At 61.0% G+C, this 14,019-nt stretch carries 13 protein-coding genes, 4 tRNA genes and 1 riboswitch; of the genes, 8 read left to right on the top strand and 9 right to left on the bottom strand.

Annotated features, from left to right (window positions below):
- Window position 1: 1 nt before the first annotated feature.
- The 6 genes from RE4_RS04870 to RE4_RS04845 form a co-directional block, all read right to left on the bottom strand.
- The gene (locus tag RE4_RS04870; RefSeq protein WP_060938096.1) at window positions 2-1,081 is read right to left on the bottom strand and encodes an LLM class flavin-dependent oxidoreductase; all 1,080 of its coding nucleotides are present in this window, start codon (window positions 1,079-1,081) and stop codon (window positions 2-4) included.
- Between the two features lie 4 nt (window positions 1,082-1,085).
- Window positions 1,086-1,181: riboswitch (SAM riboswitch) on the bottom strand.
- Between the two features lie 179 nt (window positions 1,182-1,360).
- Window positions 1,361-2,989 carry an ABC transporter substrate-binding protein gene (locus RE4_RS04865; RefSeq protein ID WP_060938095.1) on the bottom strand — a complete coding sequence of 543 codons (1,629 nt, stop codon included), beginning with the start codon at window positions 2,987-2,989 and terminating at the stop codon, window positions 1,361-1,363.
- Between the two features lie 241 nt (window positions 2,990-3,230).
- Window positions 3,231-3,307, bottom strand: a tRNA-Phe gene (locus RE4_RS04860).
- Window positions 3,308-3,377: 70 nt separating this feature from the next.
- A tRNA-Asp gene (locus RE4_RS04855) sits at window positions 3,378-3,451 on the bottom strand.
- Window positions 3,452-3,586: 135 nt separating this feature from the next.
- Window positions 3,587-3,659, bottom strand: a tRNA-Glu gene (locus tag RE4_RS04850).
- A 111-nt stretch (window positions 3,660-3,770) separates the two neighbouring features.
- Complete coding sequence (locus RE4_RS04845) at window positions 3,771-4,424, bottom strand: TetR family transcriptional regulator (RefSeq protein ID WP_060938094.1); 654 nt, start codon at window positions 4,422-4,424, stop codon at window positions 3,771-3,773.
- A gap of 405 nt (window positions 4,425-4,829) precedes the next feature.
- Here RE4_RS04845 and RE4_RS04840 point away from each other — a divergent pair, with 405 nt between their 5' ends.
- The 3 genes from RE4_RS04840 (at window position 4,830) to RE4_RS04830 (ending at window position 6,794) form a co-directional block, all read left to right on the top strand.
- On the top strand, window positions 4,830-5,321 hold the full coding sequence (locus tag RE4_RS04840) for a MarR family winged helix-turn-helix transcriptional regulator (protein ID WP_060938093.1): 492 nt from the start codon (window positions 4,830-4,832) through the stop codon (window positions 5,319-5,321).
- Window positions 5,318-6,709, top strand: coding sequence for an MFS transporter (locus tag RE4_RS04835; RefSeq protein WP_060938092.1), 1,392 nt, complete (start codon window positions 5,318-5,320; stop codon window positions 6,707-6,709). Before RE4_RS04840 ends, RE4_RS04835 begins: the two co-directional genes overlap by 4 nt.
- A 12-nt stretch (window positions 6,710-6,721) precedes the next feature.
- Window positions 6,722-6,794, top strand: a tRNA-Lys gene (locus RE4_RS04830).
- Window positions 6,795-6,914: 120 nt separating this feature from the next.
- Here the strand turns inward: RE4_RS04830 and RE4_RS04825 are convergent.
- A complete protein-coding gene (locus RE4_RS04825) occupies window positions 6,915-7,766 on the bottom strand; it encodes an alpha/beta fold hydrolase (protein WP_047889850.1) in 852 nt (283 codons plus the stop codon).
- A gap of 62 nt (window positions 7,767-7,828) precedes the next feature.
- The gene (locus tag RE4_RS30985; protein ID WP_127160015.1) at window positions 7,829-8,095 is read right to left on the bottom strand and encodes a hypothetical protein; all 267 of its coding nucleotides are present in this window, start codon (window positions 8,093-8,095) and stop codon (window positions 7,829-7,831) included.
- Between the two features lie 425 nt (window positions 8,096-8,520).
- Between RE4_RS30985 and RE4_RS04820 the strand changes: the two genes are divergently transcribed.
- Window positions 8,521-9,192: a hypothetical protein gene (locus tag RE4_RS04820; RefSeq protein ID WP_046379179.1), complete on the top strand. Its 672-nt coding sequence runs from the start codon at window positions 8,521-8,523 to the stop codon at window positions 9,190-9,192.
- Window positions 9,192-10,385, top strand: a complete 1,194-nt coding sequence (locus RE4_RS04815) for a PrsW family intramembrane metalloprotease (protein WP_060938091.1) — start codon at window positions 9,192-9,194, stop codon at window positions 10,383-10,385. Before RE4_RS04820 ends, RE4_RS04815 begins: the two co-directional genes overlap by 1 nt.
- A gap of 94 nt (window positions 10,386-10,479) precedes the next feature.
- On the opposite strand, the gene RE4_RS04810 is transcribed toward RE4_RS04815, so the two are convergent.
- Window positions 10,480-11,022, bottom strand: coding sequence for a TetR/AcrR family transcriptional regulator (locus tag RE4_RS04810; RefSeq protein WP_060938265.1), 543 nt, complete (start codon window positions 11,020-11,022; stop codon window positions 10,480-10,482).
- Between the two features lie 120 nt (window positions 11,023-11,142).
- On the opposite strand from RE4_RS04810, the gene RE4_RS04805 reads away from it, so the two are divergent.
- The 3 genes from RE4_RS04805 (at window position 11,143) to RE4_RS04795 (ending at window position 14,018) form a co-directional block, all read left to right on the top strand.
- A complete protein-coding gene (locus tag RE4_RS04805; RefSeq protein ID WP_019745072.1) occupies window positions 11,143-11,616 on the top strand; it encodes a DUF4334 domain-containing protein in 474 nt (157 codons plus the stop codon).
- A gap of 29 nt (window positions 11,617-11,645) precedes the next feature.
- A complete protein-coding gene (locus RE4_RS04800) occupies window positions 11,646-12,734 on the top strand; it encodes an NAD(P)-dependent alcohol dehydrogenase (RefSeq protein ID WP_060938264.1) in 1,089 nt (362 codons plus the stop codon).
- An 84-nt stretch (window positions 12,735-12,818) separates the two neighbouring features.
- On the top strand, window positions 12,819-14,018 hold the full coding sequence (locus tag RE4_RS04795) for a low temperature requirement protein A (protein ID WP_078377362.1): 1,200 nt from the start codon (window positions 12,819-12,821) through the stop codon (window positions 14,016-14,018).
- The last annotated feature ends 1 nt before the right edge of the window (window position 14,019 follow it).

Below are 14,019 nucleotides of genomic sequence, written 5' to 3'. Positions count from 1 at the left end.
GTCAGGAGGAGTGGACGAATCGATTTGCGGGCCGCTGCAGGCCGAGGTTGCCCCTCAGAGTCGATCCCGGAACCGGGCGTCGCGTCAACCCGGCCTTGGACAGCGCCGGAAGCACGAATTTGGCCAGCACCGGAAGGTCCTCGTCGATCACGAGAGGGTGAAAATGAACACCGTCGAGGTGCCGGCCCAGCTCTTCGACAACTGCGGCCGCTTCCCCCGGATCTGCAGCCAGGTGCAGTCGGCCAGTGACGACGGCATTCCCGTACGAGTTCAGCTCGATCAACCGCTGCGCCGCAGACAGATTCGGCGTATCGAATGCCACATCGACCTCGGCGACCACCAATGACGCGCCCTCATCGCGCGCCTTGGCAGCCGACTGTGCAATGACCTCCACCGAATCACCGGAAACGAGAACAACATCGGCCTGGTGTGGTTCGATGGCGCCGTAGCGGCCGAACACCACCAACTGGCCTTGCGGCGGCCGCGGAACGATTGACGGCCCCTTCACCGAGAAGGTGTCGCCCTCGAAATTGACGTAATGCAGACGATCACGCTCGAGGAAACGCCCACTGAGATAGTCACGGACGACGGCGTCGTCCTCCCACGAATCCCAGAGATCTGTCACGACGGTAACCGAATCCCGCTGCTCCTGCTGACGCGCCGACTCCGTCGTTACCGGAGCCCTCCCCCACGCCCTCGCCGCGGCATCGTCTTCGACCGGAACAGCAAGCCAGCCGCCACGCCCACGCGAGGAGTAGTCCAATGTCGCCAATTGCGAAGAGGTGTGGAACGGTTCGGCGTACGTGGTCCCGACGACGGGGACCAGTCCGATCGTGCTGGTCGTCGCCGCCACGTATGACGCCCTGGAGACGGCATCGATGCGGCCGACAATGTCACCACTCGGAGGGAGGATGGAATCGTCGAACGTCGCGAAGGTGAAGCCCGCATTCTCGGCAGCCGCGACGCGATCGCGCACAGCCTTACCCGTGAGCAACTGATCCGGGCGATGTGAGCTTCGGCGCCAGGCAGCGGGGTGAGTGCCCTCGCCGTCCAGTTCGATACCCACGGCAAATACAGTCATGTGTCCTCCATCGGTCCTGGCGGTAGCACCCACACTGCGCAAACGAAGCGGGTTGCTGCGGCATCATCGAGCCAGGTCTCTCAGCCACTCTGGATGGTGGATGCAATCTATGCGGGCGACGCTGAACAAGTCAAATCGCACTTTACGAATCATATTGACCTACAACATATTTCAATACAATCATCCTGATCGAAAGGGTTGCGCAACGCTAGCCGACGTAGACACCAAAGAGCCCCGCCCGACTCGCGTCGGACGGGGCTCTCGGTGTGCGCTGGAACGCTACTTCGCGCCCATCCATGCCTGATCGAACAGCATGATGCCGGTTGCAGTCGGAACCACACCGTGCACGTTCTTCTGCCAAGCCCAGAACGACGTGAGCCCGCCGATCGGCGCCGACGGAACCGTCTCGTTCCACAGCGTCTGAATCTTGCCGATGATCGCCAGGGTCGACGAATTATCCTTGGCTTGTTGTAGATCTGCGATCAGCTGATCCATCGCCGGGTTCGCATATCCAGCAGTATTCGCCATCGAGGTGCTGTTGGTCGTGGAGAACAATCCGAGATCGAGAATCGACTCGTACATTCCGATGCCCGCGTGCGCGAGGTCGAAATCGTGCTTGACGTAGACGTTCTGCACGATGTCGCCGGCGTTGTTGGCCAAGATCAAGTTCACCTCGAACCCGACGGCCTGCAACAGTGACTGCACGGCGAGGCCGATCGCGTGGTCCTTGGGCTCACTGAGCACGACGTAGTCGAGAGTGCCGTCGTATCCGTCTGCCTTCGCCTGATTCAGAAGCTCCTTGGCCTTTTCGGGGTCGTAGGCAATACCCGGTGTGTCCACATGCCATTGCGACGTCGGACCGAACAACTCCGAGCCAGGCAGTCCCTCACCGTTTTCCACGCGCTGATCGATCAATGTCGTGTCGAGCGCGTAGCCGATCGCCTGGCGGACGCGAACATCCGAGCCCGGTCGGCCTTCACGATTGTTGACAATCTCGGCACTACCGGCGTTGAGCACGTCGATGTAGCCGGGGTAACCAGCGGACTTGGCGGAATTGATCGCCGAAGTAAGGCCGCGAATGTAGGCAACATCGAGCTGACCGCTGTTCAATGATTCGAGATTGGCCTGCGGACCGTTGAGTGCAACCATCCGCAGTTTGTCCAGCTTGGGAGCACCGCCGTAGTAGGACGGGTTGGCCTTGAAGATTCGCTCGACGCTCGGTGTGAAGAGATCTTCGGTGAAGGGTCCGGCACCCACCGCGGTGAACTTGTCGCCTTGCTGCGAACTCGGGGCGACGATCATCCCGTGCCCGAGAGCGAGCATCGACGGAAAGCGCATCCACGGCGTCTTCAGCTTGAAGTCGACCGTCGTGGGACCGCTTGCCTGCGCCGATTCCACCGAAGCCAGCCACAACTCGGCGCCATTGCCCTTGCCCGCGTTGTACCGATCGATGCTTGCAATCACGGCGTTGGCGTCGAGCGCGGAACCGTCGCTGAACTTCACACCGTCGCGAAGTTTCAACGTCCACATGCTTCCGTCGTCGCTGGTATCGAGCGATTGAGCCAACTTGGGCTCGAACTCGCCGCTCGCAGTGTCGTAACTCATCAGGACGTCGTACACCGCAGCGAAGGCCTCACCGCCGGAACCGCCGCGCGCTGCCGTCTTGGTCGGGTCGAGTGAGGGAACGAGCACCTGCACGCCGTACGTCATGGTCCCGCCGGCGACCGCGTCGCCCGGGTCCGGTTGCTCGTTGACCATGCCGGTCACGACGTCCCCCGACGTGTTCGTCGTATCGGTCCCGCTGTCGTCACCGTTGCTCGCGCAGCCCACCAACAGAACCCCGGTACCGAGCAACGCGACGGCGACCCGGCTGACTTTCCCGATGCGCCAAGATCTCGAGTGCGACACGGAGATTCCACCTCACTTCCAGTAGACGCAGCCACGGATCGGCCGCAATCGGCTAATAGTGATGTCCTCCGTGGAGTGACGCCCAGCACGTTCCCGGTGACCGGAAACATTCACGGAGACAAAGGATGCGCACAACTGAGATGATCGGGCCGAGTGGTTGACGGCGACTGACATCCGAACACGAAAAAGCTCCAACCTTATGTTCGAAGAACATGAGATTGGAGCTTGTCGATAAGAATTATGGTGGCCAGGGCCGGGATCGAACCGGCGACCTTCCGCTTTTCAGGCGGACGCTCGTACCAACTGAGCTACCTGGCCGGACGGCACCCGAACCGAATGCCTATCGCATTGCTTTGTTCTCAACCAATTGGTTGAGAACAAAGCTTTGCGACCCTGACGGGACTCGAACCCGCGGCCTCCGCCGTGACAGGGCGGCGCGCTAACCAACTGCGCCACAGGGCCTTGCTTTTTCCTTGCTGTGAAACCGTACTACATCTTCGAGCCGCTCCCAAACCACTGTCCTGGCCTGGCATTTGTGCATCTCAAAGCGTGTCGTGCGGGTCAAACCATACTGCATCGTTTCGCTTTCGCAAAACGTACCCCCTACGGGATTCGAACCCGCGCTACCGCCTTGAAAGGGCGGCGTCCTAGGCCGCTAGACGAAGGGGGCCCGCCGGATCTCTCCGAACTAGTACCCCAACGGCGTTCCGTTGGGAGCTTGGATAGCTTATGGCACAGCGTTCGGAAATCACAAATCGCCTGGTCATGGGCGAAAAGTGGACTATTCCGCGTCGGGGAACTCCACTTGTGGCCAGCCGTCGCGATGAAACTTCTCCAACCACTCCGGTGTGGCCATGGCTTCGAGCACCACTTCGAGGGACTCCTCGAACCACACACCCAGATCCCCACTCGAGGCAATCAAGTCCGCCATGTACCGCTGGCCGGCAAGGCTTGCTGCCAGTACGCGCGTGAATTTGTCCGGGTCGGCGTCTTCTCGGAGCAAACCGTCGCCCTTGGCACGCAATGCCAACTCGTAGGCGGTCTTTCCCCAGACCTGCCCGCCACCCGATTGCACATCCTTGTAGAACTCGGGCTCGATGATCAGCCGAAATTCCGCCTGCACGATTACCTCGGCACGGAAGACCTCGGCAATGTCGAGCACGAGCCCGTGCAAAGCGACGAATGGATCGAGGTCTGTTCTCTTGGCCCAACGATCAGTGATTCCAGTGAAGGTTTCGATAGCCGAGGTCAGAACCGCTCGCGCCAACTCTTCCTTGGACTGGAAATGGAAATACATGGCGCCTTTGGTGGCGCGGGAGCCCTCGAGGATCGTGTTCACCGACGCAGCTGCATAGCCGCGCTTGGCGAATTCGACTGCAGCCGCTTCGACCAGGGCGGCGCGGGTACGCCGCGCACGCTCTTGTTGACGTGCCATTTACGGTGTTGTGCCTCTCGCAGAGTTGGTACGCAGAATCGCCGTGATCGGCGCCTGTCATCCCCCGAAACCTCACAATATCCCCTCCAACACACCCTACGTAAGGACTAGAGCGATACCCGCCAAAAGTACTAGAGGCAATCGGCTGTTCGGGGGACAACAACCGACTTTATGCCCAAAAGACACCAAGTGGTATGGTTTTGGCCGCTCGGGTGCGCCGCAGGGGGTGCGCATCCGAGCTTTTTCGTGTCCGAGATTCCGATAATCCGACCTCGCAGACGGAACTGCTTCGCCGACGGATGAACGGCAATCCCAAGGTTTTAAACAACTAATGCGATTGTTTATTCCCCAGTTTTTGTCGAAACCGTGCTGGCAGCATCGAAATAACACAGTTAGGCTGTCTAAATGAACGATGGCGAGGGTCGCAGCAAGGCTCGGGACGAGATCGACGTACTTTGGGACGATCTAGGTGCCTTCGTCCGGCGTCTTCGCACCAAACGCCACGACCACAAACTCACGCCGAGCCAGATCCAAGCTCTCGGCCACCTCGACCGACAAGGTCCGTTGACCGCAAAAGCGTTGGCGAAATTCGAGCGCGTCACACCGCAATCCATCGCCAAGACCGTGGCCGCGCTCGAGGAACAGGGCATGGTCACGCGAAGGGCGGATCCATCGGACGGCCGCGCGGCCCTGGTCACGATGACCGAACTAGGCACATCGACCCTTCACGAAGACCGAACGAAACGCACGCAGTGGCTGGCCGAGGTCATCGACGCCGAGTGCACCGAAGCCGAGCGTGACTTGCTGCTGATCGCCGGCCGCATCCTGCGCAGACTAGGCCAGGGCGCGTCCCCAGCATCGACATCGATATCAGAGGAGTCACTGATGAACCCGTGACCGCAGTCGCCGAAACGTCGACACCCCAAGCCTCCGTTCCCCTGAAACTGAGTCTTGCTCTCGGTTCGGGAACCGTTCTTCAGGCACTGAACTCGTCGATGATTGCGGTGGCAATCGTCCCGATCGCCACATACTTCGGTTCCAGTTCGGGCACAGCGTGGGTCATCTCGGCTCTCTACATCGCGACTGCAGTCACGGCACCGGCGGCGGGGCGACTCGGATCGATCCTCGGCGCCAAACGCGTCTATCTGGCGGGATTGGGTCTGATCGCTGCCGGATCGATCCTCGGCTCGCTCGCCCCGTCACTGGGTTGGCTTATCGCGGCGCGGATTCTGCTCGGAATCGGCACGGCGACACAGTATCCGAATGCGATGACCGTCATCCGCGAATACGCTGACCGTCACCGGGCTCAAACCCGTTCAGCTATAGCAACACTCACCATTTGCGCTCAATCGGTCGTCGCGCTGGGGCCTACTCTCGGCGGGTTGCTGGTCGGCACACTCGGTTGGCAGTCGATCATGTGGGTGAACCTCCCGCTTGTCGTCGTCACTGCCGTATGGGTCTTCTTCGCCGCTCCGAGCGACTCCGCCCTGCCCGACCGGGCCGGCGCCGCTGCGTTGTTCAAGTCTCTCGACCCACTCGGTATCACGCTGTTTCTGGCCCTGACGACGTCGACGATGCTTTTTCTCCTGTCTCTCGCCGAGCACGCGAAGTGGTATCTCGTCCCGTCGACCGCACTCTTCGCGTTCCTGTTCGTCTGGTGGGAACGTCGAACCGCCTCGGCGTTCATCGACGTCCGTGCCATCGCCCGAAACCGCGCACTGAGCATGACTCTCGGCCGGACCCTGCTGACTTACACAGCGTTCTACTGCATCTTCTTCGGACTCCCCCAGTGGCTACAGGTAGCCCGCGGAATGTCACCGATCAGCGCCGGGCTCTTCATGCTGCCCGTCGCTGCGGTCGGGATCTTCGCGACCATGTCCGCGTCCAGGGTGTACGGGAAATTCGGCGCACGAATCACCCTCCTGATCGGCACCGCCGCGTTGGCTGTCGGCGGGATTCTGATCGCCTTTGTCGAATCCAGTTCGACTCCCCTTGTGGCACTCCTGCTCATAGCGGCGATCCTGGGCATCCCCAACGGCTTCAACAACATGGGAAACCAGAACCTGATCAACTCGGTGACCACCTCCGCCGACGTCGGGACCGCGATCGGCCTTTACCGAACAATCCAGTACATCGGCGCCAACCTTGCGGCCGTCGTCATCGAGCTGACCATGCGCGGAACCATCGACGACGCGGGTCTGCATCGCACGGGCGGGACCATCGCCGTCATCGGAATCGCCCTTCTGGTGGGGGTGGTGTTTTCACGGACTCTGCGGTCCCGTTAGACTCTGCGCCGCGCCCCTATAGCTCAGTTGGTAGAGCTACGGACTTTTAATCCGCAGGTCGTAGGTTCGAGTCCTACTGGGGGCACAAACACAGACCCGGCGCCTCATTCAGAGGCGCCGGGTCTTGTGCGTTCATGCCACATCAATTCGTGCCACATCAATGCATCAGCAGGTCATCGCATCAGCAGGTCATCGCATCAGCAGGTCATCGAAGCAGGAACTCGAGGGTCACGCGCTCGAATGCCTCCTTGGCTTCGATCATCACCCAGTGCCCGCAGTTCGGGAATACATGCAGTTCGGCGTTCGGAATCAGTCGCATCGGAATCATCGGCATGTCCGGTGGACACTGCCTGTCGTCGAGCCCCCATGTCAGCAAGGTCGGGCATTGCACCTTGTGCATCATCGACCAGTACGGCGGCACATCCGAGTTGGACATCATCTGCTGCTGAGCGGCAAAGGCTTTGGATCCGTACATCGCGGTCAATGCCTGGTGCGAGGCCGGATCGTTGGCCGTTTCCCATCGTTCCTCGATCCGCGCCTCGGTGACGACAGTCTTGTCGTACACCATGCATTCGAGCCATCGAACCAACTTCTCACGGCTGGGAGCGTCGGCGAAGTCCTGCAGGAGACGGGTACCTTCACTTGGGTTCTGACTGAAGATGTTCGGGCCGACGCCACCGATGGTGACCAGCCTGCAGACACGCTCCGGGAACCTCATCGCGACGTTGACGCCGACTACCCCACCCATCGAATTGCCGATCATCGCAGCCGATTCGATTCCCAGCGCGTCCATGAATCGGATCACCGACGACGCTGCCGTGATCACCGGATGGCCGTCGACGGGATCGCTCACGCCGAAACCCGGGAACTCGAGGATGTAGCAGTGGAAATGCTTCGCGAATACCTCGAGGTTCCCCCGATAGTTCCGCCAACCACTCACACCGATCCCTGAACCGTGCAACAGGATCAACGGCGGACCATCGCCCGCCTCGTGATAACGCAAAGTCCCCTTGTCGGTAGCGACTTCGCGTTTGGTCCCCTCATAGGTCACGTCCATCACGCAAGATTAGAACGTGTTACAGATTCAGGACGGCTGATTGCGGAACTTCGCAACCACCGTCAGAAGCATCCCCCGCTACCTCGACGCCCACTGCGATTCTTGGACTTCTGCTCGCTCGGTTTCGACTTCCCCGGCCCAGCCTTCACACACCGGTTGGGGCGCCGCACTTGCTCGAAGTGTCCAGCGCTCACAACATGACCGGCCACACTCACCCGGACAGACGTGTCTGCGCGGGCGGTTCCGACTTCCGCCGAACCCAACGTCAACGCGAATGCAGCCACCAGCACCAGGGCTACCTTCTTCGAGATCTTCATTGGCACGGCCACTGAGACACGGTTCCACTCCAGATACTGAACAGGTGCGCGCGCCGAAGGAACACGCTGAGTGTCGACGATATTCAGTACGGGTGGCCGGCCGCGATCCTTTAGCTCACCAGTATCTGAACAGTCGACAACAAAAGTTTGGGCGGCACGTCAACATCCCGAGGGCGTCAACGAGCCAACGACCAAGCTACGCACCAATACTGAGAATCACGTAAACATCGTGCAGACGCCGGGGCCGGCGCCTGTCGAAACTCCCCCAAAGCGATGTCCAGGTTCACGTCCTGCCTGAATCGTTCTGTTTGGTACTTTTACCCCCTGAGGCGCACTCCTCAGATTCGCTGTCGACCCAGCACAAACGGCGTGCAGTACAAATTGGATACTGCGGCCCGCGAACGCCTTACCAAGCACTCACGAAAGCCCGGGCAAACATGACCGAAACGGAAACCACAGTGCGGGACGACCCGCCGCGGACGCCATTCGAACCCGAGGATCGCTGGGTTCCCGTCGACCGTAGATGGTTCGGCCTGGACCGAGCGACCATCATCCCGGCAGCGATAGTGCTGGCCGTTGCGATAGTCATGAGCATCCTCATCCCGGCCGTCAACAACTCTGTCGCCTACGACGACGAAGTCGTGGCCGGGGATGTCATGGAACTCAAAGACGGCATCACCTTCGTTCCCGCCGTCGGCTGGGGAATCACAGACGGGGTCCGCGAAACTGATGCTCCCGTCTCCGGTTCGTTCCCGCAGCGCGCAACTCTGGTGAACAGCGGTGCACTGTTCACCGTCTACACGGCACCCTTCGCCGGTGACGCGAACGCCCTACTCGAACAGATCAAGAAGACCTCGGACGCCCTGGCAACAGCAGAGTCTTTGCGCGTCAGCGGCGACTCTTCCTCGATCACCACGGCGAGCGGCATTCGTGGTGTCATCACCAGCTACTCGAACTCGACTGCCGACGGCGTGATCGCAGCATTTGTCGTCGACGGAAAAGGCATCGAAGTTGTCTCCACCGGGCCGAGCGATGTGGCTCCGACCATCACGGACGACATTGCTCACATGATCGTGAGCATCAGCCACCGAGCCGGAGAGGGTTCCTGATGAGCACTCCCACAACACAACCCGCAAACGATCTCCTCACCCGCGCCGGTGCGATCGAGAACTCCGGTTGGGGTAGGTCGTTCACGTTCTACCAGCCGCGCAACGCCGCTTTCTGGGTTTACCTCGCTTTGGTGGTGAGCGGCGCCTTCAAATTCTTCTCGCTGCTGTCGTCGTCCGCCGGCGCTTACGGAGAAGCCATCGCGCTTTCGCTGGTGCTGTTCGGTGTGTACGGCGCCATCTTCTGGTGGTTCACGCAGCACATCGACAGGTACGCGCGCCAACCGGTCAAACTGATCGTCGTTGCGTTCCTGTGGGGCAGCTTCGCCGCTACATGGGTGATGGCCGCAAACGCCAACGACGCCATCTTGTCCTTGTACGCCAAGACATTCGGACAGGCGTGGGCATCGGACTGGGGCCCCGGCCTGACAGCTCCGTTCACCGAAGAAATCGCCAAGGGCATCGGGTTGCTCCTGCTCATCGCACTGGCATCTCGATTGGTGCGCACCGCATTCGACGGATTCATCCTCGGCGCCTTCATCGGACTCGGCTTCCAGATCTTCGAAGACGTTCTGTACGCCTTGAACTCGGCCGCGTCGCAGTTCGGAGCCGATCCGGTCGGCGCTGCGATGCCGACGATCATCCTCCGCATGGTATTCGGAGTGGCCGCACACACTCTGTACAGTGCGATCTTCGGTGCCGGACTCGTCTATCTACTGGGACGACCGGCGGAACCGCGTCGTGTGGGGCGCGGACTCGCGCTGATGGCGACCGCGATGCTGCTCCACGGCCTGTGGGATTCCGCCGGTGCCTTGACACAAGGCAAGAATGCACTTCTCTTTCCGCTCTTCTTTGTCATGGTCGCCGCCGCATTGACCCTCGTGGTCCGCGTGTTTCGAATGACGGTTCCACGTGAACGCCAGTTCCTGAGCGACATCCTGACACCGGAAGTCGACCGTGGTGTCATCACGGACGAAGAATTCGTCGCTCTGTGCGGCGACCACAAGGCACGCAGGGCTTTCCGCAAATCTGCAGGCGGACACGCGGCCCGTAAACGCGCCGAATACGTCCTCGAAGCCGCGGCAGACCTCGCCGACGCTCTGGCAGACTCCCACGGAACCAACACCGGCCGAGTCGAATTCGCTCGATCCGAGGTAAGTCGTATCAGGAGTGGTCAGCCGTCGGTCAAGCTCTGACCCGCTCCGAACTGGAATTCAACGCCGCGTCCCCTCGTGCGAGAGCACAAGGGAACGCGGCGTTGGCCATTGATCACGTTGCACATCGGGTTCGTCACGTCGCGATCAACCGCTGAACCGCCCCGACCGCAGCCTCGCGACGCTGAGCGACGGGACGGGACGACTTGAGCGCGAACATCCGGGCAATGTCGGTGATCAACAGAATCAACTCCGCGGGATTCCACTCGGGGTCGATGTGTCCCTCGAGTTGGCCTTTGCGAATCTCGGCTGCCTTCGGCCGGAGCGTCTTGCTTCGTATGTCGTCCTCGCTCATGACGTCCGGTGCTTCGAGATCCGCCCATTGCTGCAATCGAGCGTTCTCGGGATGCGCTACGTAGTTGTCGAAGAGTCGACCTGCATACCCTGGCAGATCATCACCTCGTAGTGCTGTCTCCGCTGTGGTTTCGGACGTCCATTGCTCAGTGACGGCAGAAAACAACTCTTCCTTGCTCGCGAAGTACGCGTAGAGACGGTCCTTGCTGGCACGCGCTTGCGCGGCGATCCGATTGATCCGCGCGCCGGCCAGGCCGTACGTCGCAAATTCGTCCTTTGCGGCCGCCAGAATGCGGTCTCTCGTGGCTTCCCCTGCTGAGCGCATGTTCACAGCCTAGAACGAATCGACCGTTGCCGAACCATCCGGTTCGGCGTAGCGTGCAGAGTTGACGAACAATTTGGTTCGCGAACTTCGGCCAACTCACCCGCCGACGCAAGGAGAGACATGAATCTCGATGACGCTCGAACCGCATTCACCCGGCTCCGTGGATCGGAAAGTGGTGTTTCACCAGCAGAACTCGACGAAGTGTGGGCCGCGCTGGAAACCGTCGCCGCCGAAGAAATCCTCGGCGAATGGAAGGGTGACGACTTCGCCACCGGTCATCGTCTGCACGAAAAGCTGTTCGCGAGCCGCTGGTACGGCAAGACTTTCAATTCCGTCGAGGATGCAAAGCCATTGATCTGCCGAGACGAAGACGGCAACCTCTACTCCGACGTCAAGAGCGGCAATGGCGAGGCAAGTCTGTGGAACATCGAGTTTCGTGGCGAAGTCACGGCGACGATGGTCTACGACGGCGCGCCGATCTTCGACCATTTCAAGAAAGTCGACGATTCGACGCTCATGGGCATCATGAACGGAAAATCGGCGTTGGTTCTCGACGGCGGACAGCACTACTACTTCCTGCTCGAGCGAGCGTGATTCGCGCCGAACAGAATTCGACGTCCGCCATGCAGATGACAGCGGCGCTCTCACACGGCCCGCACTCCCCCTTCACACTCGACACCGTCGAGATCGACGAACCCCGCGCAGACGAGATCCTGGTTCGCATCGTCGCGACAGGCCTGTGCCACACGGATCTGTTCACGAAGACGGTGCTACCGGAAAAGCTCGGGCCCTGCGTGTTCGGACACGAAGGCGCCGGCGTCGTGCAAGCCGTTGGCTCGTCGATCGACAACATCGCGGCTGGTGATCACGTATTGCTGAGCTACCGCAGTTGCGGTGTATGCAGGCAATGTCTCAGCGGCCATCGGGCGTACTGCGAAAGCTCACACGGGCTCAACAGCTCTGGCGCACGCACCGACGGCTCGACGCCGGTCCGGCGAAACGGAACTCCGATACGGTCCGCATTCTTCGGCCAGTCCAGCTTCGCGGAATACGTCATCGCCTCTGCCGACAACACCGTCGTCGTCGATCCTGCGGTGGACCTGACCGTCGCGGCTCCGCTCGGCTGCGGGTTTCAAACCGGCGCGGGTGCCGTGCTGAATCTACTTCGCCCCGAGCCCGACTCGACGTTTGCCGTTTTCGGGGCAGGCAGCGTCGGACTCGCAGCGCTGCTGGCGGCGAGGGCTGCCGGCGTTTCCACCCTGGTCGCCGTGGACCCCGTTGCGCAGCGGCGCGAACTCGCCGAGGAATTCGGCGCCGTCACTGTCGATCCCTCGAATGAAGATGCGCTCGACGCGGTCCGCGCCGCCACCGACGGAGGTTCGACGCATTCCCTCGACACCACCGGAATCGGCTCCGTGATCAATCAAGCCGTCACATCACTTCGAGCACGGGGAACACTGGCAGTAGTCGGACTCGGAGCATCCACGGTCGAGGTGAACATGGCCGACATCATGCTGAGCGGAAAGACAATTCGAGGATGCATCGAAGGAGAGTCGGAAGTCTCGACGTTCATCCCCGAACTCGTCGAACTCTTCACTGGTGGCCGATTTCCGATCGACCGCTTGGTGACGCGCTACGCATTCGCCGACATCAACAAAGCCGTCGAAGATCAAGCGTCGGGGCGCGTCATCAAACCCGTTCTCGTGTGGTGAGGGGCGAAATGTCTCATTCGTCGACCCGACGGAATTCGACCTAGACTGCGCTCCTGCACTAGACGTCGGAGCAAGGTGGGGACGATGACAGAACACACCAGTACAGGCGCGGGCCACGGCCGGGCCGTTATGCCGATCATCCGGATGCGCGCACGCAGCCGCGACGAGAACCATCGCGCATCGACGCCACTCGAACTGTTCTTCGACCTGTGTTTCGTGGTTGCGGCCGCACAGGCCGGAGTTCAACTGGTGCATGCTGTTGCCGAGGGCCACTACGTCGACGGCATCGCCGGTTATATGTTCGTCTTCTTCGCGCTGTGGTGGGCGTGGGTGAACTTCACCTGGTTCGCGTCTGCCTACGACACGGACGACGTCCCCTACCGGGTCGCGACCTTCGTACAGATTTGTGGCGTGCTCGTCTTCGCCGCCGGAATCCCCGATGCGTTCGACGGAACCGACCGTACGACGGCCATCGTCGGCTACCTCATCATGCGAATTGCGCTCACCTGCCAATGGCTTCGAGCCGCCAGCGGTGAATCCGGTGCAGCGCGAACCACTGCTCTGCAATACGCCGCCGGGCTCGTGATCGTCCAGGCCGGCTGGATCGTGCTGCTCCTGATGCCGGCGTCGGCGTGGATACCCGGCTTCTTCGTTCTCATGATCGCCGAACTCGCGGTGCCGGCAATCGCCGAGCGCAACCACCAGACGCCGTGGCACCCGCAACACATCGCCGAACGCTACGGCCTCTTCACCATCATCATGCTCGGCGAAACCATTGCTGCCGCCACCATCGCGGTCCAATCCGGCATTCGTGATTTCGACGCGGCCGACCTACTGATTCCGATTGCTGTCGGCGGAGTTCTGATCGTGTTCTCCGCGTTGTGGATCTACTTCGCCGTCCCCATCCACGAGTACCTCGCAGACCAAGGCAATCGCGCCGTCTTGTTGTGGGGATACGGGCACTACTTCGTATTCGGATCCGCTGCGGCCATCGGCGCCGGCATCGAAGTAGCCGTCGAGGAAGCAGTTGGCGAGGCGCACATTTCGACGTTCGCAGCATCTGCCGCGGTCACGATCCCCGCCGCGATGTTCCTGATCTTCGTGTGGCTCATGCACTCACGACACTTCAAGCGTGACAGGATCGAGCAGGCTGTTCTACCGGTGAGCGCAATCCTGGTTCTCGCCTGCACATTTGCCGGACACTGGGCGGTCCCGCTCGCCGGACTGGTGGCGGCGGGAACCGTCGGAGTCGGTGTCGGCCTGAGTACTCGGTCGAAGAGCTGAC

The sequence above is a fragment of the Rhodococcus erythropolis NBRC 15567 genome (genome assembly GCF_001552595.1).
Lineage (GTDB): Bacteria > Actinomycetota > Actinomycetes > Mycobacteriales > Mycobacteriaceae > Rhodococcus_F > Rhodococcus_F erythropolis.
Note: the sequence above shows the minus strand (reverse complement) of the source record. Positions and strands in the feature narration are given on the sequence as shown.

Excerpts from the sequence above, each read along its gene's own strand:
- RE4_RS04870 (WP_060938096.1), bottom strand. The coding sequence starts at position 1,081 with ATGACTGTATTTGCCGTGGGTATCGAACTGGACGGCGAGGGCACTCAC.
- RE4_RS04845 (WP_060938094.1), bottom strand. The coding sequence starts at position 4,424 with ATGGCACGTCAACAAGAGCGTGCGCGGCGTACCCGCGCCGCCCTGGTC.
- RE4_RS04840 (WP_060938093.1), top strand. The coding sequence starts at position 4,830 with ATGAACGATGGCGAGGGTCGCAGCAAGGCTCGGGACGAGATCGACGTA.
- RE4_RS04825 (WP_047889850.1), bottom strand. The coding sequence starts at position 7,766 with ATGGACGTGACCTATGAGGGGACCAAACGCGAAGTCGCTACCGACAAG.
- RE4_RS04820 (WP_046379179.1), top strand. The coding sequence starts at position 8,521 with ATGACCGAAACGGAAACCACAGTGCGGGACGACCCGCCGCGGACGCCA.
- RE4_RS04815 (WP_060938091.1), top strand. The coding sequence starts at position 9,192 with ATGAGCACTCCCACAACACAACCCGCAAACGATCTCCTCACCCGCGCC.
- RE4_RS04810 (WP_060938265.1), bottom strand. The coding sequence starts at position 11,022 with ATGCGCTCAGCAGGGGAAGCCACGAGAGACCGCATTCTGGCGGCCGCA.
- RE4_RS04805 (WP_019745072.1), top strand. The coding sequence starts at position 11,143 with ATGAATCTCGATGACGCTCGAACCGCATTCACCCGGCTCCGTGGATCG.
- RE4_RS04800 (WP_060938264.1), top strand. The coding sequence starts at position 11,646 with ATGCAGATGACAGCGGCGCTCTCACACGGCCCGCACTCCCCCTTCACA.
- RE4_RS04795 (WP_078377362.1), top strand. The coding sequence starts at position 12,819 with ATGACAGAACACACCAGTACAGGCGCGGGCCACGGCCGGGCCGTTATG.